This window comes from Micromonospora sp. PRAS1 (assembly GCF_059553435.1).
The window spans coordinates 293,157-314,330 of the sequence record NZ_JCANNB010000003.1; the positions used below are offsets into that span (position 1 = coordinate 293,157).

The 21,174-nt window shown below is 71.5% G+C and carries 20 protein-coding genes; 13 read left to right on the plus strand and 7 right to left on the minus strand.

Annotated features, from left to right (window positions below):
- Positions 1-177: 177 nt before the first annotated feature.
- Both AC507J_RS05150 and AC507J_RS05155 read right to left on the minus strand, forming a co-directional pair.
- Positions 178-1,389, minus strand: coding sequence for a cation:proton antiporter (locus AC507J_RS05150; RefSeq protein ID WP_496287878.1), 1,212 nt, complete (start codon positions 1,387-1,389; stop codon positions 178-180).
- 6 nt (positions 1,390-1,395) lie between these two features.
- Entirely contained in the window at positions 1,396-1,896 is a 501-nt protein-coding gene (locus tag AC507J_RS05155) for a cation:proton antiporter regulatory subunit (RefSeq protein ID WP_496287879.1), read from the minus strand.
- 56 nt (positions 1,897-1,952) lie between these two features.
- Between AC507J_RS05155 and AC507J_RS05160 the strand changes: the two genes are divergently transcribed.
- The 9 genes from AC507J_RS05160 (at position 1,953) to AC507J_RS05200 (ending at position 10,943) form a co-directional block, all read left to right on the plus strand.
- On the plus strand, positions 1,953-3,074 hold the full coding sequence (locus AC507J_RS05160) for a beta propeller repeat protein (RefSeq protein WP_496287880.1): 1,122 nt from the start codon (positions 1,953-1,955) through the stop codon (positions 3,072-3,074).
- 99 nt (positions 3,075-3,173) lie between these two features.
- Positions 3,174-5,765, plus strand: coding sequence for an ATP-dependent chaperone ClpB (gene clpB, locus AC507J_RS05165; protein ID WP_496287881.1), 2,592 nt, complete (start codon positions 3,174-3,176; stop codon positions 5,763-5,765).
- Between the two features lie 56 nt (positions 5,766-5,821).
- Positions 5,822-6,205, plus strand: coding sequence for a hypothetical protein (locus tag AC507J_RS05170; protein WP_496287882.1), 384 nt, complete (start codon positions 5,822-5,824; stop codon positions 6,203-6,205).
- A 400-nt stretch (positions 6,206-6,605) separates the two neighbouring features.
- Positions 6,606-7,208 (plus strand): DUF4178 domain-containing protein, encoded by a 603-nt coding sequence (locus AC507J_RS05175; protein WP_496287883.1) that lies wholly within the window; start codon positions 6,606-6,608, stop codon positions 7,206-7,208.
- A 128-nt stretch (positions 7,209-7,336) separates the two neighbouring features.
- Entirely contained in the window at positions 7,337-8,173 is an 837-nt protein-coding gene (locus AC507J_RS05180; RefSeq protein ID WP_496287884.1) for a hypothetical protein, read from the plus strand.
- A gap of 77 nt (positions 8,174-8,250) precedes the next feature.
- On the plus strand, positions 8,251-8,976 hold the full coding sequence (locus AC507J_RS05185; RefSeq protein WP_496287885.1) for a hypothetical protein: 726 nt from the start codon (positions 8,251-8,253) through the stop codon (positions 8,974-8,976).
- A 23-nt stretch (positions 8,977-8,999) separates the two neighbouring features.
- On the plus strand, positions 9,000-9,809 hold the full coding sequence (locus AC507J_RS05190) for an SDR family NAD(P)-dependent oxidoreductase (protein WP_496287915.1): 810 nt from the start codon (positions 9,000-9,002) through the stop codon (positions 9,807-9,809).
- 168 nt (positions 9,810-9,977) lie between these two features.
- Positions 9,978-10,508, plus strand: a complete 531-nt coding sequence (locus tag AC507J_RS05195) for an orotate phosphoribosyltransferase (protein WP_496287886.1) — start codon at positions 9,978-9,980, stop codon at positions 10,506-10,508.
- Positions 10,509-10,565: 57 nt separating this feature from the next.
- The gene (locus AC507J_RS05200; RefSeq protein WP_111244082.1) at positions 10,566-10,943 is read left to right on the plus strand and encodes an ArsR/SmtB family transcription factor; all 378 of its coding nucleotides are present in this window, start codon (positions 10,566-10,568) and stop codon (positions 10,941-10,943) included.
- A gap of 51 nt (positions 10,944-10,994) precedes the next feature.
- Here AC507J_RS05200 and AC507J_RS05205 read toward each other — a convergent pair whose 3' ends face one another.
- Both AC507J_RS05205 and AC507J_RS05210 read right to left on the minus strand, forming a co-directional pair.
- Positions 10,995-11,930, minus strand: a complete 936-nt coding sequence (locus AC507J_RS05205; RefSeq protein WP_496287887.1) for a DUF368 domain-containing protein — start codon at positions 11,928-11,930, stop codon at positions 10,995-10,997.
- A gap of 153 nt (positions 11,931-12,083) precedes the next feature.
- The gene (locus AC507J_RS05210) at positions 12,084-12,296 is read right to left on the minus strand and encodes a hypothetical protein (protein ID WP_496287888.1); all 213 of its coding nucleotides are present in this window, start codon (positions 12,294-12,296) and stop codon (positions 12,084-12,086) included.
- A 166-nt stretch (positions 12,297-12,462) separates the two neighbouring features.
- On the opposite strand from AC507J_RS05210, the gene AC507J_RS05215 reads away from it, so the two are divergent.
- Positions 12,463-12,846, plus strand: a complete 384-nt coding sequence (locus tag AC507J_RS05215; protein WP_496287889.1) for a phage holin family protein — start codon at positions 12,463-12,465, stop codon at positions 12,844-12,846.
- A 222-nt stretch (positions 12,847-13,068) separates the two neighbouring features.
- Positions 13,069-14,094, plus strand: a complete 1,026-nt coding sequence (gene fbaA, locus AC507J_RS05220; protein ID WP_496287890.1) for a class II fructose-bisphosphate aldolase — start codon at positions 13,069-13,071, stop codon at positions 14,092-14,094.
- Between the two features lie 162 nt (positions 14,095-14,256).
- On the opposite strand, the gene AC507J_RS05225 is transcribed toward fbaA, so the two are convergent.
- Complete coding sequence (locus AC507J_RS05225) at positions 14,257-15,504, minus strand: LOG family protein (protein WP_496287891.1); 1,248 nt, start codon at positions 15,502-15,504, stop codon at positions 14,257-14,259.
- 285 nt (positions 15,505-15,789) lie between these two features.
- Here AC507J_RS05225 and AC507J_RS05230 point away from each other — a divergent pair, with 285 nt between their 5' ends.
- Complete coding sequence (locus AC507J_RS05230; RefSeq protein WP_496287892.1) at positions 15,790-16,218, plus strand: DUF3151 domain-containing protein; 429 nt, start codon at positions 15,790-15,792, stop codon at positions 16,216-16,218.
- Positions 16,219-16,349: 131 nt separating this feature from the next.
- On the opposite strand, the gene AC507J_RS05235 is transcribed toward AC507J_RS05230, so the two are convergent.
- Positions 16,350-18,575, minus strand: coding sequence for a MinD/ParA family ATP-binding protein (locus AC507J_RS05235; RefSeq protein ID WP_496287893.1), 2,226 nt, complete (start codon positions 18,573-18,575; stop codon positions 16,350-16,352).
- 105 nt (positions 18,576-18,680) lie between these two features.
- On the minus strand, positions 18,681-19,679 hold the full coding sequence (locus tag AC507J_RS05240; protein WP_496287894.1) for a diacylglycerol kinase family protein: 999 nt from the start codon (positions 19,677-19,679) through the stop codon (positions 18,681-18,683).
- A 124-nt stretch (positions 19,680-19,803) separates the two neighbouring features.
- Between AC507J_RS05240 and AC507J_RS05245 the strand changes: the two genes are divergently transcribed.
- Complete coding sequence (locus tag AC507J_RS05245; RefSeq protein WP_496287895.1) at positions 19,804-21,093, plus strand: adenylosuccinate synthase; 1,290 nt, start codon at positions 19,804-19,806, stop codon at positions 21,091-21,093.
- The last annotated feature ends 81 nt before the right edge of the window (positions 21,094-21,174 follow it).

The window sequence follows — 21,174 nt, forward strand, 5'->3', positions numbered from 1 at the left end:
TCCGCCCCCCGCGAACCCCGGCTGCTGGGGCGACACGGTAACGCGGTACCGGTGAGTACGGGTAGCCCCTACAGGGAGCAATTCCACATCTGTTGGCGAGGCCACGTCGTCCGGGCGGCCGAGCCGGCGGCCGGGCGTGGTCGTCGGTCGATGTCGTCGGGGCGGCTGAGTCGGCAGTCAGGCGTGGTCGCCGGTCGATGCCCTCCGGACCTGCTGCGCCGCCGCACGCGCACGCAGCCACCGCTTGAACCAGGCGAGGTCCGGCAGCCGCGCCAGCATCGGCCCGGTCACCACCGTGATCAGCACGTACGTCGCCGCGAGCGCCGCCAGTTTCGGGGTGACGCTGCCGGCGGTCACCGCGAGTCCGGCGATGACGATGGAGAACTCGCCCCGAGGGACCAGGGTCAGGCCAGCCCGCCAGCGACCCGGCTCGGCGATGCCCACCCGCCGGGCGGCCAGGTAGCCGGTAAACGTCTTGGTCGCCATTGTCACCACCGCCAGCAGCAACGCCGGCAGCAGCACCGGCGGGATGTGCCCCGGGTCGGTGGCCAGCCCGAAGAAGACGAAGAAGACGGCGGCGAAGAGGTCGCGTACCGGGGCCAGCAGTTCGGTGGCGTGGTGGGCGACCGGCCCGGAGAGCGCGATGCCGACCAGGAACGCGCCCACCGCCGCGGACACCTGGAGCTTCGACGCGATCCCGGCCACCAGCAGGGTCAGGCCGAGCACCCCGAGCAGCAGTGCCTCGGCGTTGTCGGCGGACATCGCCTTGGAGATGAGGTTGCCGAAGCGGATCGCGACCACCAGCACGCTGACCACGGTCAGTACGGCGACGCCGAGGGCGACCCCACCCTGCACCAATCCGACCCCGGCGAGCAGGGCGGTGGCCAGCGGCAGGTAGAACGCCATCGCCAGGTCCTCGACCACAAGCACCGAGAGGACCACAGGTGTCTCCCGGTTACCGAGCCGGCCCAGGTCCGCGAGGATCTTGGCGATCACCCCGGAGGAGGAGACCCAGGTGATCCCGCCGAGCACCACGGCGGCCACCCAGCCCCAGCCGAGCAGCAGGGCGAACGCCGCGCCGGGGAGCGCGTTGAGCAGCGCGTCGATCAGTCCGGCCGGTGCGGCGGATCGCAGATTGCCTACCAACTCGTCGGCCGAGTATTCGAGGCCGAGCATCACCAGCAGCAGGATCACGCCGATCTCCGCGCCGATGGCGAAGAACTCCTCGCTGGCGTGCAGTTCCAGGATGCCGCCGTGGCCGAGGGCGAGGCCGGCGAGCAGGTACAGCGGGATCGGCGAGAGCCCGATCCGGCGGCCGAGCCGACCGAGCAGCCCGAGCAGGAAGAGCAGCGCGCCGACCTGGATGAGCAGGTTGGTGAAGTCGTGCACCGCGGCTCAGCCGGTCGTGTCGTCGGCGGCGAAGATGGCGTTCACCCCGTCCAGGCCCTGCCGGTTGCCGACCACCACCACCACGTCACCGGCCACGAACCGGAAGTCCGGTGTCGGCGAGACGATCACCTCGCCGGCGCGTAGCACGGCCACGATCGAGGCACCCGTGCGGCTGCGTACCTGCGCGTCGCCGAGCGGGCGGTTGACGTAGGCCGAGGAGGCCGGGATGGCGATCTGCTCGGTGAGCAGGCCGGCGGCCTGTTCGCGCAGCCCGGAGAGTTGGCCGAGGATCAGCGACGCGCCGAGGATGTCGGCCAGGGCCGCTGCCTCGTCGTCGGTGAGCGGGATGTCGACGGCGGAGCCGTCCGGATCGTCCGGGTCGTAGAGCACCAGGTCGCGTCGCCCGTTGCGGTGGGAGACGACCCCCAGCCGCCGGCCGGATTCCGTCATCATGTCATGACGTACGCCGATCCCCGGTAGAGCTGTCTGCTCGACACGCGCTCGCACGGGCTCAGGCTACTCTCGCGACGGAGGCCGAGATGTTTTCCCGCCGGACTCGTTCCATGATCACGTTTTCCCTGGTGATCGTCGTCTCCGGCTGTTCGATCGGGGACATTCGCCGGACCCCGCCCGCACCATCGCCGACCAGCGTCGAGCCGTCCCGGCCGCCCGGTCCGCCCGGCCGGCCACCGGCCACCGAGCCCGCCGCGGAGATCCGCGGCAGTCGTCTCGCCGTCCCGCAACGGTACGACCGGCCACACGTCGAGTTCGTCGACGCCCGACTGGGATACGCCCTCTTCGCCGCCTGCGACGGGCAACCGCCCGGCCCGGACTGCCGCGCGCTGCTCTGGTCCACCCGCGACGGTGGCCGCTCCTGGCAGCGGCTGCGCCACCCGAAGCCGGTCGCCGACCACCAGCAGTTGTTCACCGCGCCGGGGATGCTGACCCTGTGGGCCGAGCCGCACGGCTGGTGGACCTCCACCGACGGCGGCCGGACCTTCCGGCACAGCCCGGGTGAGACCCCGCCCCCGCAGTGGCGGGCCACCGAGGGGCAGTTCCAGATCATCGAGAGCACCGGGAAGGTCGGCCGGTGGACCGGCAGGACGCTGCGTCCGCTGTCGACCCAACCCCCGCTGCCCACGCTGAACACGGTGCTCCAGGGTGACGGAAGCACTGTGTCGTCGGACGGTACGGAGTTCGGCGGGCCGCTGGTGGCGGCCGGGGCGGGCGAGGACGGCCGGCCGTACGCGGCGATCTCGCGCGACGAGGGGCGGAGCTGGCAGGAGACTCCGGTGCCGGCGCCCGACGGCGCGGTGGGCGTGCTGCGGGTGGTGTCCACGGGCGGGGAGTTGTGGCTGGTCGGCGAGCGACCCGACCGCACCGGCTTTCCGGCGGTGTGGCGACAGGGCGGCCTCTCCTGGGAGCCGGTGTCCGCCGAGGGGCATCCGGAGGCGGGACGGGTAGTGCCGCTCGGCGCCGGAGTCGCGGCGGTGGTCAGCTCGCGGGGCGCGGGCGCGCTGGTCGGCGGCAGGTACGTCGATCTGCCCTGGCCGTTGACCGGCGAGCATTCCCTGCGGTTGCTTGCCGACGACACCCTGTTCGCCGTCGGGCCGGAGAGCGTCCTGCTCGGCACCGGCCACTTCGGCGACCGCACCTGGGTCGAGATCGTCATCGACACGGAGTGACCGGGAGCGAGTGGTGTAGGTCACAGCGCTAAGGTTGAGTGGAATAGACTCAAGTCTGGTTCTGTCGGTACCAGTGGACACACCGAAGCAGGGGAGCCCATGAACACCGAACGTCTCACCACCAAGAGTCGCGAGAGCATCACCGCTGCCGTCGCCCTGGCCAACCAGCGTGGGCACGCCACCGTGGAGCCGTGGCACCTGCTGCTGTCGCTGCTGGACACCGAGGGCTCGACCGCTGCCGGCCTGCTGCGCGCCGCCGGGGCCGACCCCGCCGAGCTGCGCCGGGCCGCCGAGCGTGCCGTCGACGCGCTGCCCGCCGCACGCGGCTCCAGCATCGCCGAGCCGACCCTGGCCCGCGAGTTTGTAAACGCCATCGGCGCTGCTGAGCAGATCGCCCGCCCGCTCGGCGACGAGTACACCTCCACCGAGCACCTGCTGGCCGGGCTGGCCCGGGTCGGTGGGGCCGTCTCGGCCGCGCTGAAGGCCGCCGGTGCGACCGAGGAGACCCTGGTCGCCGCCTTCCCGACCGTGCGGGGCGGGGACCGTCGGGTCACCACCGCCGACCCGGAGCAGACCTACCAGGCCCTGGCCAAGTACGGCGTGGACCTGACCGCCAGCGCCCGGGACGGCAAGATCGACCCGGTGATCGGCCGGGACTCCGAGATCCGTCGGGTGATCCAGGTGCTGTCCCGGCGTACCAAGAACAACCCGGTGCTGATCGGCGAACCGGGCGTCGGCAAGACCGCAATCGTCGAGGGCCTCGCCCAGCGGATCGTCGCCGGTGACGTGCCCGAGTCGCTGCGCGACAAGAAGCTGGTCTCGCTCGACCTCGGCGCGATGGTGGCCGGCGCCCAGTACCGGGGCCAGTTCGAGGAGCGGCTCAAGTCCGTCCTGGAGGAGATCAAGAACTCCGACGGCCAGGTCATCACCTTCCTCGACGAACTGCACACCGTCGTCGGTGCCGGCAAGGGCGAGGGCTCGATGGACGCCGGCAACATGCTCAAGCCGATGCTGGCCCGGGGCGAGCTGCGGATGGTCGGCGCCACCACGCTTGACGAGTACCGCGAGCACATCGAGAAGGACCCGGCGCTGGAGCGACGCTTCCAGCCGGTGCTGGTGGGCGAGCCGACGATCGAGGACACCATCGGCATCCTGCGCGGGCTCAAGGAGCGCTACGAGGTGCACCACGGCGTACGCATCACCGATGCCGCCCTGGTCGCCGCCGCCGCCCTCTCCGACCGCTACATCACCGACCGGTTCCTGCCGGACAAGGCGATCGACCTGGTCGACGAGTCCGCGTCCCGGCTCCGGATGGAGATCGACTCTCGTCCGGTCGAGGTGGACGAGATCGAGCGGGCGGTGCGCCGGCTCGAAATCGAGGAGATGGCGTTGGCCAAGGAGCCGGACGCCGCCTCCGCCGAGCGCCTGGAACGGCTGCGCAAGGAGCTGGCCGACAAGCGCGAGCAGCTCACCGCGCTCTCCGAGCGCTGGCAACTGGAGAAGAGCCACATCACCAAGCTCTCCACCGCCAAGGAAGAGCTGGAGCGGCTCGGCGGCGAGGCCGAGCGGGCCGAACGCGACGGTGAGCTGGAGCGCGCCGCCGAGCTGCGCTACGGGCGCATCCCCGCCCTCAAGGCCGACCTGGCCAGGGCCGAGGAGGAACTGGCCCGGCTCCAGTCCGCCGGCGCGATGCTCAAGGAGGAGGTCGGCGCGGACGACATCGCCGCCGTGGTCGCCTCCTGGACCGGCATCCCCGCCGGCCGGCTGCTGGAGGGCGAGACCGCCAAGCTGCTGCGGATGGAGGAGTCGCTGGGCGAGCGCGTGGTCGGCCAGACCGAGGCGGTCGCCGCGGTCTCCGACGCGGTACGCCGGGCCCGGGCCGGCGTGGCCGACCCGGACCGCCCGACCGGCAGCTTCCTCTTCCTCGGTCCGACCGGCGTCGGCAAGACCGAGCTGGCCAAGGCGCTCGCCGAGTTCCTCTTCGACGACGAGCGGGCGATGGTCCGCATCGACATGAGCGAGTACGGCGAGAAGCACTCCGTGGCCCGCCTGGTCGGTGCCCCGCCCGGCTACGTCGGGTACGAGGAGGGCGGTCAGCTCACCGAGGCGGTGCGCCGCCGCCCCTACTCGGTGATCCTGCTGGACGAGGTGGAGAAGGCCCACCCGGACGTCTTCGACCTCCTGCTCCAGGTGCTCGACGACGGACGGCTCACCGACGGCCAGGGTCGCACGGTGGACTTCCGCAACGCCATCCTGATCCTCACCTCGAACCTCGGCTCGGCGGTGATCAGCGACCTGACGCTCACCGAGGAGCAGCGCCGGGAGGCCGTCCTCGCGGTGGTCCGGGCACACTTCAAGCCGGAGTTCCTCAACCGGCTCGACGACATCGTGGTCTTCGCCGCCCTTCAGGGTGAGGACCTGCGGGCCATCGTGGACATCCAGCTGGAGCGGCTGCGCCGTCGCCTGGCCGACCGCCGGTTGGCCCTGGCCATCACCGACGTGGCACGTACCTGGCTCGCCGAGCACGGGTACGACCCGATCTACGGTGCCCGGCCATTGCGCCGGCTGGTCCAGTCCGCGATCGGCGACCAGCTCGCCAGGGCGCTGCTCGCCGGTCAGATCCGCGACGGCGACACGGTGCGGGTCGACCTGGCCGAGAGCAAGGACGGCCTCTCGGTGACCAGCTCCTGAGCAGCCGTGACCGCGTCGGGCTGCGTGGCCCGGCGGTCCGGGCCACGATGGTAGGCATGTTGTTCGGGAAGGGAAAGAAGAAGGACTCCGGGTTGGCGGCGGCCGTCGAGAGACTCGCCGAGGCCGAGACGGTCGCGTTCGGCGGGGTGGGGCTCGCGGGGTCGCTGCTCCCGGAGACCGAGGCGTACCAGCAGGTCGCGGCGGCCATCGCCGACCAGCCCGACGCGGTACGCGACCAACTCGACCAACTGCTCTCAACCGGCGCGCCGGCTGGCCGGGTGTACGCCGCCAGCCTGCTGGAGCAATGCGACCCGGCGGCCGGTCGGGCGGCGTGGAGCGCGCTGCGGGAGGATCCGGCGGAAGTGCAGACCATGACCGGCTGCATCATCGGCACCACCACCGTCGGCGAGTACGCCGCAGAGCGGCTCACCGGCACATGATCCATTCGCCGGTCGACTCCGTACGAGCGGTGCTGCCGGCGCTTGTGGACCGGCCGTACCGTCTGTGCCATGACCGCGGCCGCCGAGTCCTCGGCCGCCGTGCCCCCGCCCCGACCGGCCCCCGGCCGCCGACTCCCGGACCCGACCTCCCGAGTCCACACCTCGCCGGCTATCCGGTTCCGCCCGGTTACCCGGTTCCGGCCGGTCATCCTGCCGGGTTCGGTTATCCCGTCGCGCCGGGCCAACCGTCCGGGCCGGGTACTCCACCCGCCGCCAGCAGTGGGCCGGATGGTGGTGAGCAGCACAGCGAACGCTGACGACCGCCGGTTGGCTGGCGAGACGTACGGCGGGCACAGATCATGGTCTGACGACCCGTCGACAGCACTCGGGAGGTGACCGGATGGACGGGGTGGTGACCCTCGGAGTCCTGGTTGCCCTGGCCGCCGTGGTGGCCCTGGTCGGGCTGGCCGTCGTCGTGGCGCTCCGGCGGCGGCGCAACCGCCCGGGAGCGACCGCAAGCAGGCGACGCCGCACCGGGCCAGCGGGCGACCCACGTCGGATCACGGTAGGCGACATCGTCGAGATCGGCGACGACGTCTACCCGGTACGCGGTTCGATCCGCCTGGTAGAGGGCGAGTGGCGCTGGGCCGAGCACCTGTTCGACGACCCGGGTGGTCGGCGTCGGCTCTCGGTGGCGGAGAGCCCCGAGTTCGAACTTGTGCTCTGGCATCCCGAGCCGGGCGTCGTCGGCACGCCGGGCGCCCCGGTCGTGGAGTTCGCCGGCCGCCGGTACAGCTGGCACGAATCCGGCCAGGCCCGGTACACCGCCAGCGGCGCGACCGGACTCGCCCCGAGCGGCACCATGCGCTACCACGACTACCGGGCACCGGGCGGTGCCCGGCTCACCTTCGAGGCGTACGGCGAGACGGGCTGGACGGCGGCCCGGGGTGAGCGGCTGGATCTCGCCGACGTGGCGGTGCACCCCCAGCGCCGGGGATTTTGACCCGTCGGAGGCCGTCCGGTCGACCCTGCGCAGCCCGACGGCCGGTGACGCGCCGTCCGGATGGCGTCGTGTCGTGCCGAGATGGCCCGGTGCCGATACGGTGAAGCGCGTTCCAGGGAAGGAGAGAGATGGCCGATCCGCAGAGCACGCCGGCCCGAACCCGGCCGAGCGTGGTGACGATATCCACGTACCTTTTGTTGCTGTTCGCAATCTGTCAACTCATCAGTGTGATCATTGCGCTGACCACCATCGGCACTGTTCGCGACGTGATGGAGGAGGCGTACCGGGGCTCCACCGCCGAGGGCGTGGAGAACATCGCCGACTTCGTGGTGATCGCTGGTGTCGGCACCGCCATCTTCATGCTTGTGGTGTCGCTCGTGCTGTTCGGCCTCGGCCTGATGAACCTGCGCGGCAAGAACGGCTCGCGGATCGCCACCTGGATCGTCGGCGGCATCATGTTCTGCTGCGTCGGCTTCGGGGTGCTCGGCGGACTGGCCGGTGGCCTCGCCACACCCGGCGATACCAGCGGCGACGCGCCAAGTCAGGCTGAGGTCCAGCGTCAGTTGGACGAGGCGTTGCCGTCCTGGGTCAACCCGGTCAACAGCCTGCTCGGCGTGATCAGCCTGCTCGCGTTGCTGGCGGCGCTGATCCTGCTCGCGCTGCCGAAGGCCAACGAGTTCTTCCGCAAGCCGACGCAGCAGTGGCAGCCGCCGATGCCCGGTGGCAGCTACCCGGGCCAGCCCGGGCATCCGCCGGCCCCGGGCTATCCCCCGGCCCCGGGTTACCCGGGCAGCGGGCAGGAGCCGGGCTACCCCGGCGCGGCCCAGCAGGAGCCGGGTTACCCGCCCGCTCCGGGCCAGCCCTCCTTCGGTGAGCAGCCCGGCGGGCCGAGCGGGCAGAACCCGCCGGCTGGCGGCCCGGAACAGCCCGGCGGGCAGACCCCGCCGACCGATCGACCCGGCTGACCGCCGGTGAGTTGACCGCGATTACGACGGTCCCTCCGAGTAGGTTGCATCCGAAACGCCTACCGGAGGGACTCGTCGTGTCGTACCCCGAACAGGCATCGGCCCGCCGGCCGACCGTGGTCCTGCTGGCGGTGGCGGTGCTGGCGGTGATGGCGCTCGGCGCGCTCGGATACGCGGTGGCCGGCCTGACCAGCGTCGGCGGCACCGTGACCCGGTTCCGCACGGCAGCCGCAGGCACCTCGGCTGATGCCGGTCAGGTCGACGCGATGGTGACCCTGCTGCGTGGCTCGGTCGTGGTGTCGGCGGTGCTGAGCCTGCTCGCCGGCCTTCTCCTCACCGGTCTGGCACTCGGCCTGGCCGCCCGACGGCCCGGTGCGCGGGTGGCCACCTGGGCGGTCGCCGGGCTTGGCCTGCTACTCGGCTGTTGCGGGATCGCGGCCCAGGTCGTGCAACGAGCCACCCCCCTCGATCTCGGCGACGATCGGGCCGCCACCGAGTTGGTCAACCTGGTCGCCGACGCCCATCCGTCCTGGTGGATTCCGCTCACCGTGACCCTTTCGGTCGCCCAGGTGCTCGGTTACCTTGTGGTAGCCGCGCTGCTGGCGATGCCGTCGGCCAACGCCTGGTTCCGCCGGAATCCGGCCCCGCCGTCGGGTGACCAGCCGCCGGCACCGCCCGGCTACCCGCCGTCGGTTCAGCATCCACTGGCACCGCCCGGCTACCCGCCGCTGGGTCAGCAACCCCCGCACCAGCCCTATCCGCCGCCCGGGGCAGCGCCGTCGCCCCCGTACCCGCCGAGGTGAGCAGACCTGTGACGCCCGATCCCGTGACTCCCGATCCGCCGGCCGGTCAGCGCTGGGCGTTGATCACCGGAGCGACCGCGGGCATCGGGGCGGCGTTCGCCGGGCGACTCGCCGCCGACGGTTGGCACCTGGTGCTCGTCGCGCGGGACGCCGACCGGCTGGCCGCGCAGGCGGCCGAGCTGACCGGCCGGCACGGCGTCGAGACCGAGACGATCGCCTCCGATCTGTCCACCGACGACGGTTGTGCTCGGATCGAGCGGCGGTTGGCCGACGCCCCGCCCGTCGAGCTGCTTGTCAACAACGCCGGCATCAGCCTTAACACCCCGTTCCTCCGCTCGTCACCCGAGGACGAGGTACGGCTGCTCCGGCTCAACGTGCACGCGGTGCTGCGGTTGACCCTCGCCGCCCTGCGTACGATGACCGAGCGGCGCCGTGGGGCAGTGATTAATGTCTCTTCCGTTGCCGGTTTCGGCGCGGTCATGCCGGGCTCGACCTACTCGGCCAGCAAGGCGTGGGTCACCAACTTCAGCGAGTCGGTCGGCCAGTCCGCGCGCCCCTTCGGCGTACGCGTGATGGCGCTCTGCCCCGGCTACACCCGCACGGAATTTCACAAGCGGGCCGGCATCGACATGTCGAAAACTCCGGAATGGATGTGGCTCAGCGCGCCGGTCGTGGTCGACGAAGCCCTGCGTGACCTGCGAAAAGGCAAGCTGGTGAGCGTTCCATCCTGGAAGTACAAGCTGGCGGTGGCGGGCCTGCGACACGCCCCGCGCCGGTTGCTCGACCGGGTGTCGCGCGACACCCGGGGCCGGATCGGCCGCGAACACGGTTGACCCCGCCACGGCGCATCACACCCCACGCGGCGGACCTCGACATCACTCGATCCGATGTGATGATCGACGTAGCGTAACCGGGCATCGCCACTCATCGGTCCCCCGGAAGAGTTGACCCGGGCGGCCCGCGCACGCGGCACACAGACTTCCGCAGTACCCTCTATCGCCATGGGGGACCACGACGACCTGCGTAAATTCATCTCTGACCTGGCTGTGGTCCATGGCCGGGTGGTGCTCTCCTCGGGTCAGGAGGCCGACTGGTACGTCGATCTGCGTCGCGTCACGCTCCATCACCGGGCGGCACCGTTTGTGGGTCGTGTGATGCGGGAGCTGACCGCCGACTGGTCGTACGACGCGGTGGGTGGCCTGACCCTGGGCGCCGATCCCATCGCCCTGTCGATGTTGCACGCCCCCGGGCGTCCATTGGACGCGTTCGTGGTCCGGAAGGCGGGCAAGGCGCACGGGCTGCAGCGACGGATCGAAGGTCCGGATGTGGCCGGTCGTCGGGTGCTGGCGGTGGAGGACACCTCCACCACCGGCGGAAGTGTGTTGACCGCCGTCGAGGCTCTTCGCGAGGCCGGAGCCGAAGTCGTGGGGGTGGCGGTTATCGTTGATCGTGGCGCCGGCGACGCGGTGCGAGCCGCCGGATTGCCCTACCGGGCGGCCTATACGTTGGCTGACCTCGGCCTTGTGGCGTAAAAGTCTGCCGATTCGGATCTGCTGATATGCAGGCGGATCGATGCTGCTGGTGGAAGGATGGAATACGTGGGAACTGCGTTGGCCGAAATGACTATGCCTCAGATCTCGCCGCTTGCTGGCGAGCCGATCGAACGCGCCGACGCCGAGCGGCTGGCCGGGGTCCTCAAGGCCCTTGCCGACCCCGCCCGGCTGCGGCTGCTCAGCCTGATCCAGTCGGCGCCCGAGGGCGAAGCGTGCGTGTGTGACCTGACCGCGCCGCTTGGCCTCTCTCAGCCGACGGTCAGCCACCACCTGCGGATCCTCACCGAGGCCGGCTTGCTGGAGCGGGAGAAGCGCGGTGTCTGGGCCTACTACCGACTGGTCCCGAGCGCGATCGCCACGATCGCCGACCTGCTCACCCCGCCGCGCAAGCGAGCCACCAAGCGGGCTCGCTGAGCCTTGACCCGCTGGTGGCTGCCGGACCGGCAGCCACCAGCGGGATGGGCATCAGCGGACGTGGGACGTCTCGTACGTCTCCTCGGTGAGATCCCGGGCGGCCCGGCGCAGCCGGCGACGCTCGGCGATGACCATTGCCGTGACCACGGCGACGCCGAGCAGGAACAGCGCGGCGATGGGCAGGATGTTGTCGCCCGGCGCGTGCAGGTCCCGCTCGTCGGACTGCCACGGCCAGAGCGCCCGCAGGCTGCCCAGCAGGGCACCGGACATCACCGCGAGGGTCATCCGGCGGTGCACCTCCAGCAGCCACTGGAGCAGCTTGACGAAGAGCGCCAGGCCGATCACCATGCCGGTCGCGAAGACCGCCAGGTAGCCGAAGTCCCGGTCGTTCACCGCGGTGATCGTCGGCTCGTAGAGGCCGACGGTCAGCAGCAGGAACGAACCGGAGACCCCGGGCATCACCAGGGCGCAGACCGCCACGGCCGCCGCCACCAGCACGATCAGCGGGTGCGGCGTGAGGGTGGCCTGCGGCAGGCCGGTCAGCGAGAACGCGGCCACCGCGGCGATCACCAGTGCGACGATCTCGCCCCGCCGCCACGGTGCGCCGACCATCGAGACCGGCACCAGCACCGAGGCGAGCACCAGCCCGAGGAAGAGCCCCCGGGTCTGTTCCGGATAGTCGGTCAGGAGCGGCTCCAGGGTCTTCGCCGCGATCAGCAGGCCCGGCAGCATGCCGATCAGCAGCGGGATGACCACCTCCCAGTGCACCTGCCGTAGCTGATGCCCGGTGCGCGTCCAACCCCGCCCGCGCGGCAGGTCGGCTGCCGCGTACCGCACGGCGCTCACCACGTGACCGGCGGACGCGATGACCCGCTCGTATACGCCGGTGACCAACGCGATGGTGCCACCGCTGATCCCCGGCACGGCTTCGGCCACGCCGATGGCCGCACCGCGCACCACGTGACCTACCCGTTCGCCCAATGCCATGAAGAATTCCGCTCCGTAAGTCGCTCGACCGGTCCGCCGTGACCGCTGCCACGGCGGCCCAGGCTACCGGGGCCCACGGTGTAAGGAAGGGCCCCCTATTAACGCCTCATGTAGAGGAAGGGCCCCTTATTAACACTCAGGTGCGGGTGTTGGTCAGCGGTAGTCGTCCTCGTCGGCCGCGACCACCCGGGCCTGCTCCATCGCGTCCCAGTCGTCGACCTCCAGGCCGCGGTGCGGCTCGTCCTCGACCTCGGTGACGCTGACCACCCGGGCCTGCTCGACCGCGTCGGCCGGCTCGGCCTCCAGATCACGTTCCTCGGGGTCGAGGTGATCGCCGGGAGCGAAGTCCTCCTCGGGCTGGGCCATGCGGTCCCTCCGGGATGTCGGTGGACGATACCCATCCACCGTACGGGCTGCGCGCGCAGATCGCTGGGAAGCGGGTCGGGGTGAGGGTACGAGGGTACGTCTCGCCCGGAAGCCGAGTCGGCCGAATCGCGCCACCGCAGGCCGCCCGCGGTGCCAGGATGGGGCCGTGGGCTTCCTCATCCGGCTGGCGACGACCGCCGTCGCGCTCTGGATCACCACGCTGATCGTGCCCGGCGTCGAGGTGACCGGCCGGAGCGGCTACCACAGCGCACTCACCCTGGTCATCGTCGCGTTGATCTTCGGAGTGGTCAACGCGGTGCTCAAGCCGGTCATCAGGGTGGTGGGCTGTGTCTTCTACCTGCTGACGCTGGGCCTGTTCGCCCTGGTGGTCAACGCCCTGCTGTTCCTGCTGACCGACTGGATCGCCCGGTTGTTCGACCTTCCGTTCCACATCGAAGGCTTTTGGGCGGCCTTCTGGGGCGCCATCGTGATGGCGGTGGTCACCTGGCTGATCAGCGTGGTGGTACCGGATTCCGCGGACCGGCGGTGAACCAGCCCGGTTGTGCCCGGCGGGTCCAGCTACGGGATACTGCCCGCGGAGGACAGCGCGGTCCGGCGCACCCGTGGAGACCGGGACGGCCGCACGGCCGACCGCCCATGGAGACCAGGCGTCCGTACGGCCGGCCGTCCGAGTAGAGCCAGGCGGCCGTACGGCCGGCGCAAGGAGAACAGCGGCCGCAGGGCCGACAGCGGCAAGTAAGGAGCGTTCGACATGCCCATCGCTTCCCCCGAGGCTTACGCCGAGATGCTGGACCGCGCCAAGGCCGGCCGGTACGCGTACCCGGCGATCAACGTGACGTCCTCGCAGACGCTCAACGCGGCGCTCAAGGGCTTCGCCGACGCGGAGAGCGACGGCATCATCCAGGTCTCGACCGGTGGTGCGGAGTACCTCTCCGGCCCTTCCGTGAAGGACATGGTCACCGGCGCGGTGGCCTTCGCCGCGTACGCGCACGAGGTGGCCAAGAAGTACCCGGTCAACATCGCCCTGCACACCGACCACTGCCCGAAGGACAAGCTGGACAAGTTCGTCCGGCCGCTGATGGCCATCTCCCAGGAGCGGGTCAAGAACGGCCAGGAGCCGCTGTTCCAGTCGCACATGTGGGACGGCTCGGCCGTGCCGGTGGCGGAGAACCTGGAGATCGCCGAGCAGCTGCTCACCGAGGCGGCCAAGGGCAAGATTGTCCTGGAGATCGAGGTGGGCGTCGTCGGTGGTGAGGAGGATGGCGTCGAGAACGCCATCAACGACAAGCTCTACACCACGGTCGAGGACGGCCTGGCGATGGTCGAGGCGCTCGGCCTGGGCGAGAAGGGCCGCTACATGGCGGCGTTGACCTTCGGCAACGTGCACGGCGTCTACAAGCCGGGCAACGTCAAGCTGCGCCCCGAGGTGCTGAACCAGATCCAGGAGGCGGTCGGCGCCAAGTACGGCAAGGAGAAGCCGCTCAGCCTGGTCTTCCACGGCGGTTCCGGCTCGCTGCTGTCCGAGATCCGCGAGGCGCTCGACTACGGCGTGGTGAAGATGAACATCGACACCGACACCCAGTACACCTTCTCCCGTCCGGTCGCCGACCACATGTTCCGCAACTACGACGGCGTGCTCAAGGTCGACGGCGAGGTCGGCAACAAGAAGATGTACGACCCGCGCGTGTGGGGCAAGGCGGCGGAGGCCGGGATGGCCGCTCGCGTGGCCGAGGCCTGCGAGCACCTGCGCTCGACCGGCACCACGATGACCAAGTGACGTACCTGCGCTGACCAACCCGAGGCGGCCGGTCCCGTGTGCTGGGGCCGGCCGCCTCGGCGTTTCTGCGGTCGGGTGGTTGACGGTGTGCCTGGTGTTAACCGTGCCTGGTGTTAATAAGGGGCCCTTCCTCTACCGCAGGCGTTAAAAGGGGGCCCTTCCTTACCGGGTCAGCAGGTGGACGGCTTCGTGGGCGTCGTCGGTGAGGTGCACGGTGTCCGACAGGTCACCGAAGGGCGAGGTGGCCAGCAGGGGACGCAGCAGCGACTCCACCGGCAGGACCTTCGTCCAGTACGTGCGGTCCAGGAAGACGTACGCGCCGCTGGCGCCGTCGGTGCCGTAGTAGGTCTTGGTGGCCGCCTGGAACACCTCCTGTACGGTGCCCGCCCGGCCGGGGGCGAAGACGATCCCACCCCGGGCCAGCCGCAGGATGGTGTCCTCCCGGATGGCGTTCGAGAAGTACTTGGCGATCCGGCCGGCGAAGAGATTGGCCGGCTCGTGGCCGTAGAGCCAGGTGGGGATGGCCAGCCCGCCGCAGCTCGCCCAGTCCAGGTCGCCGGTGGTCAACGCGGCCGAATCCGCCCGGTAGGCGGTCACCGCTTCGGTGTCGTCGACCGGCGGGATGATCGACCGACCGAACTCCTCCCTGACCCGCAGCGCGGCGGCCGTGTAGCGGTCGTGGTCGGTGAAGTCCGGCACGGTGGCGAGCAGGTCGATGGCGGCGGTGAGTTCCTCGACCGGCCGGGTCGACAGGTACGCACCCAGGTTGGCTGCCTCCATCACGCCCGGCCCGCCGCCGGTGACCACCAGGCGGTGGGCCCGGGCCAGTTCCCGGCCGAGCACGGCGGCCATCCGGTACGCCGCACTGCCCCGGGGCACCGCGTGCCCACCCATCACCCCGACCACCGACTGCGGCCCGTGGGTGGTCAGCCAGGCGCGGGTGGCGTCGGCGAGCGCGTTGTCCATGCCGTGGTCGTGCAGCCGTTGGCCGAGCGCCTCCCGGACGTCGGGCAGCGCCCCGCCGTGTGCCCGGAAGTGCTCGTACACCCGGGTGTCGTACATCGCCTCGAAGCCGCCCTCGGCGAAGCCGGCGGCCAACTCCTCCGGGGTGTAGAGGTGCGGCGGTTGGGTCGGGTACGGCAGCCCGGAGAACGGCGGAACCACGTTGGCGCCCCGCCGGACCAGGTCGGCACCGACCTGACGGGAGGCGAACCGGCAGCCGACGAAGAGGGTCCCGGCCACCTCGACGCCGGTGAAGTCGGGGACGGGGACCAGATCCAGGCGGAGCCCCTGGATGGTCAGGCCGACCAGGCTTCCGGTGGCCAGCCGCCGGTCGAACTCGGCCCGGGTCTGGATCTCGTTGGTCCAGGTGTGCGGCTCGATGACGTCCGCGGGAGGTGGAGTGGGCATCGACCCATCCTGCCCGGCCGGTTCAACCCCGACCGGCGCGGCCCGGCGGGCCTGCTCCGGCGTGGGTGCGGTGCCGCCGAGGTGCGCGGAGATCGGACGGGAGCCCGGCGGCCTGGCCGGGCTCCCGCATATCCGGTTCCTGGGGAGGCTCCGGACCTCCAGTTGTAGTGGAAACCGTCGGGCGGCGGGATGGGCCGCAGGCGTGAGGCGACCTCTCGGCCGTTCAGCCAGCGGGGTTGCCGGACCCCCTCGCGCGCCCCGGTCCGGAGCGGGTTGAATGAGGTGATGCAGAACCTCTTGCCTGAGCCGCCCGCCACGCTCCTGCCCGCCAACGAAGAGGCCGACGCCATCCTGGCGACGGCCGAGCAGGACGGCAGGGACGAGGCGTTCGCCGAGGTGGCGGCCCGGTTCCCCACGCACAGCGCGGCCTGGGCGGCGCTGGCCGCCAGGGCGCTCACCGAGGGCCAGGTCGTTCCGGCGTACGCGTACGCCCGGACCGGCTACCACCGCGGTCTCGACCAGCTGCGCCGGGCCGGCTGGAAGGGCCATGGCCCGGTGCCGTGGTCGCACGAGCCGAACCGGGGCTTCCTGCGCTGCCTCTACGTGCTTTCCCGCGCCGCCGACGAGATCGGTGAGGCGGACGAGGCGGCCCGCTGCGCCCAGTTCCTCCGCGACTGCGACCCGGCCGCCGCCGACGCACTCGCCAGCAACTGACGCTGCCGGTGCACTCGCCAGCAACTGACGCTGCCGGTGCACCACGCTGACTGCCGGTGACGCTGGCGGCCAATTGACGCCGTCGACCGCCGGCCCGAACTGTGTCGGGCCGGCGGCCGGGGCGCAGACCTCTACAACCCCTCGGCCACCGCTGCGGCGATCTTCAGCCAGGCGTCTCGGGTCGCCGAGGAGAGCTGGGCGTAGCGGATCGGCTCTCCGGTGTCGATGAGCCGCTCGTACGGGGCCAGCAGCACCGCCCGGGTCCGCGCGGCGAAGTGCTCCTGGATCGCGGGCAGGTCGATCTCCTTGCGGGACGGCGGCATGGAGACCACGGTGACCGCCTGCCGGACCAGCCGTTGCCGCCCACTCTGCTCCAGGTGGTCGAGCATCCGGGCGGCGGTCTCGGCCGAGTCGTTACGCGCCGACATGGTGACCAAGAGTTGGTCGGTGGCGTCCATCGCGGCCTGCCAGTTCTGCGCCCGGACGTTGTTTCCGGTGTCTACGAAGATCAGCTTGTAGAAGCGGCTGACCACCTCGCGGATCTCGCCGAAGGCCGCGGCGGTGAGCATCTCGCCGCCGGTGGCCGACTCGTCGGAGGCGAGCACGTCGAACATGCCCTCGCCCTGCGAGCGGACGTACTGCGACAGGTCGCCGACCCGCCCGTGTGCGCCGTGGAACTGGCCCAGATCGCGCAGCAGGTCCCGCACCGTACGGGAGTGGAAGTCCTGCTGGGCGCGCATGCCGAGGGTGCCCTGGGTCTCGTTGTTGTCCCAGGCCAACACGTACCCGCCGCGCTTCTGACCGAAGGTCATCGCGAGCAGCAGGATGGCGACGGTCTTGCCCGCGCCGCCCTTCGGGTTGACCACGGTCACCTGCCGTAGCCCACCGAAGTTGCGGCGCACCATCTCGATGTCCCGCTTCAGTTCCAGCTCGTGCCGTCCCGGCGGGAGCTTCACCAGACCCGTCTTGTTGACCACGGCGCGGACACCCATCGTCGCGACCGGGTCGATCGGGCGTACCTGCCGCCGCCGGGCGAAGTCCTCGGCGGTCGGTGCGGTGCCCACCTCCGGGTTCCAGTCCTGCTCCGCGTACGCCGGCGGCATCCGGGACGCCGTTTCGGCCGGCTGGTACGGCCGGTGCGGCAGCGGGTGAGCCACCGGCGGCGGTGCGCCCTGCTGCTGCCAGGGCGCCGGATTCCAGGCCGGCTGCGGCGGAAACGGACCGGGCGGCCCGTTCTCCGGGGGCTGCGGTGCCGGGCCAGGGGATTGTGGCGTGACCGGCACCGGCGCCGACCCGGCGAAGCCTTCCTGGTGCGGCACGGGAGCCGTGCCGTGCAGCGGAGCGGCCGGCGACGGGTTGACCGGCTGCTGCATGCCGGCCTGCTGGGGTCCGGGCAGTCCGGCCTGCTCCGGTCCCGACAACCCGACCTGCTGAGCTGCGGGCGGACCGGGTACGGGCTGTGACATCGGCGGAAGCGGCTGGGCCGGGACGGCCCAGGTGGGCCGTGAACCCTCACCGGCCTGACTCGGCGGGTCGATCGGGGCGGCGACCTCGGGTGCGGACCGCTGCGGCGGCTGCGCCCACGGTGACTCTGCCTGCGGGCGGGGCACCGGCGGGGCGCTGACGCCCGGTTCGAGGGCTTGCGCGCCGGAGGCCGTCGGGACGTTCGTCGTCCCACCCGGGCCGCCGATCGCCGCCGCCGAGTTGTCGCCCTCGGGCCCAACGGAGAACGGCCCGGCGTTGGTCGTGGCCGGGACTGGGCCGGCGTTCGCCGTGGCGGGGGATGGGGCGGCGTTCGCCGTGGCGGGGGATGGGGCGGCGTTCGCCGTGGCTGGCGATGGGGCGGCGTCGGGAACGGCGGAGGGCGTACCGGCGTCGGCCGGCGTGCCGTCCCGGCTCGCGGCGAGCGAGGTCGGGCGGTCGAGGGTGAACGGCTGGTTGAGGTCGACCTGGGCGGCCTGCGGCTGGCGCCCGCCCGGCGACGGTTCCCAGCCGGTGCTGGTCGGCCCGCCGCTGGTCAGCGACGGATAGTCGGCGGCAGAGGGCGGCACACCCGGGTGGCCCATCCCCGAGCCAACCTGGCCCACCGCCGGATGGCTGGCTGCTGGCGGTTGACCCACCGTCGGATGGCCGGCTGCTGGCGGCTGGCCCGGCGCGGGTTGGCCGGCTGCCGGGGCTTGGCCCGTCGCCGGATGGTTCGGCGTCGGTGGGACGGCAGGCGGTGCCGCTGACGGTGCACCCCAGGCCGGCGCAGCGAAGCTGTCGATCTGATCCGGTGGCCAGAGTGGTTCGATGTCCCGTTCCGGCACCCCGTGCTGACCGGGCGCGGGCACCCGGTCGGCGTTTTCGTCCACCACGGTTCCTCCCCATTCCCCCTGCCTGCCGAGGATAGGCCCACCGGCCGATCCCGGCCTTCGGTGGCGGACTCGGCTCAGGTTGTCCAGACCGCCTGGGCGCTCGATTCAGCTCGTCCAGACCGCCCAGGCACCCGGCTCGGTCCACCAGGACCGCTTGCGGGTCAATTCCGCCTCCACGCCGTCGTCCAGGTAGGGCAGTGGGACCGCGTCGCGGGGCAGGACCGACACGGCTCGACCACGGGTCCGCCGGACCTCCAGGCGTACCCGGCGGCGACCCAGCCTCGACCGGGTGACCACCGGTACGGCCACCGCCACCTCGACCAGCCCGTCGGTCGGGTCGGCGTCGGCGAGCAGGGCGACGTCGTCGAGCCGGGCGTACCCGCCCGCGTTGCCGATGGCGCAGGCCAGCAGCGGTTCGTCGCCGTTGGACAGCACCGCGTCGTCCACCTCGACCCGGCCCCGCCAGTGCAGCGGGCGCCCGTCCTCAGCGGCGGCACCGAGCAGCGCGCCGTCAAGCGTCACCGAACCGCCGTCGTTGCGCAGCAGGTCGAGCCGGCGGACCGGCCCGTCGAGGACCGCGGCGGCCACCGCCGCCGGATCACGCGGCAGCCCGAGCTGCGCGGCGAGGTCGCGGTGCGTCGTGCTCCGCGCCGGATCGAGCGGCAGTACGCCGACCGGCGGCAGGTCCGGCACGGTCCGGTTGCCGGCCAGGTCGGCTGGTCGGCGGCTGGGCGGTGGCGCGTACCGCCGGACCATGCGGCGTAGCACGGCGCGCAACTGTGCGTCACCAGCGACCGCGACCACGAGCCGGGTCTTGGCATCCGGGTCCGGCCAGGTGAGGCCGTCCGGCCTGGGCGGGCCGTCCAGCCGGGCCAGCACCTCGTCGATCTCGGCGTCCGACCGGGCCGTCACCGGGTCGACCCGGGCACCCCGGGCAGTCAGGGCGTCCGCGCAGGCCAACACGGGTACGCGTGGAGTCTCGCAGCGTTCCTCCCGACCCTCGGCAGCGTCGGCCGCACCACCGCAGCAGGCTCCGCCGCTGCCGCACCCGGCCCCCGGAGCGTCCCGCTCCGAGCCCAGGGTGAGCAGCACCACGTCGTACACGGGTAGGGCCCTCCTGCCTCTCGGCGCGACCCCTGCCGGTCGTGCCGTCACTACTTGTTAACCTGACACCCCGGGCTCGCTGACCGGTCGCCATCTGGCACCCGAGCCTTCTGGAGGCGAGAAGATGCCAGCGATCGTGCTCATCGGCGCTCAGTGGGGCGACGAGGGCAAGGGCAAGGTTACCGACCAGCTGGGTGAGCGGGTCGACTACGTCGTCCGCTACTCCGGCGGCAACAACGCCGGCCACACGGTGATCACGCCGGACGGGCAGAAGTACGCACTGCACCTGATGCCATCGGGCGCGCTCTCCCCGAACGCGGTCATCGTCATCGGCAACGGTGTGGTGGTCGACCCGAAGGTGCTGCTCAGCGAGATCGACGGACTGGCCGAGCGGGGGGTGGACGTCGCCCGGCTGCGCATCTCCGGCGACGCGCACCTGATCATGCCGCACCATCGGGCACTGGACCGGGTGGTCGAGCGGTACCTGGGCAGCGCACGGATCGGCACCACCGGCCGGGGCATCGGCCCGGCGTACGGCGACAAGGTCGCCCGGATGGGCATCCGGGTGCAGGACCTGCTCGACCCGGGCATCCTGCGCAAAAAGTTGGAACTCGCGCTGCGCGAGAAGAACCAGGTGCTGTTCAAGGTCTACAACCGCAAGGCGATCGACGTCGACGCCACGATCGAGGAGTACCTCGAGTACGCGGAGCGGCTGCGACCGTACATCGCGGAGACCCGGTCGTTGCTCTGGGACGCGTTGGATCGCGGCGACACCGTGCTGCTGGAGGGTGCCCAGGCCACCATGCTCGACATGGACCACGGCACCTACCCCTTCGTCACCTCGTCGAACCCGACGGCCGGCGGGGCGTGCGTGGGCGCCGGCATCCCGCCGACCGCGATCACGAAGGTGATCGCGGTGAGCAAGGCGTACACGACCCGGGTCGGCTCGGGGCCGTTCCCCACCGAGCTCTTCGACGACAACGGCCAGCACCTGCGCAAGGTCGGCCGGGAGTACGGCACCACGACCGGCCGGGAGCGCCGGTGCGGCTGGTTCGACGCGGTGGTCGCCCGGTACGCCTGCCGCCTCAACGGGGTCACGGATCTGGTGATCACCAAGCTGGACGTGCTCACCGGCCTGCCCACCGTGCCGATCTGCGTCGGGTACGAGATCAACGGCAAGCGGGTCGACGACATGCCGATGACCCAGACCGACTTCCACCACGCCACCCCGATCTACGAGGAACACGACGGCTGGTGGGAAGACATCACCAAGGCGAGGACCGAGGCTGACCTCCCCGAGAACGCCCGCCGCTACATAGCCCGCATCGAGGAGCTGACCACCACCCGCGTCAGCGTGGTAGGCGTAGGCCCAGGCCGCGAAGAAAACGTAACCCGCCACCCCCTCCTCCCCTAACACCCCCACCCCCCACCCCTCCCGCCCCCTCCCGCCCCCTCCCGGCCCCGTTGATCATGAAGTTATTGCCCCCATTTCGGC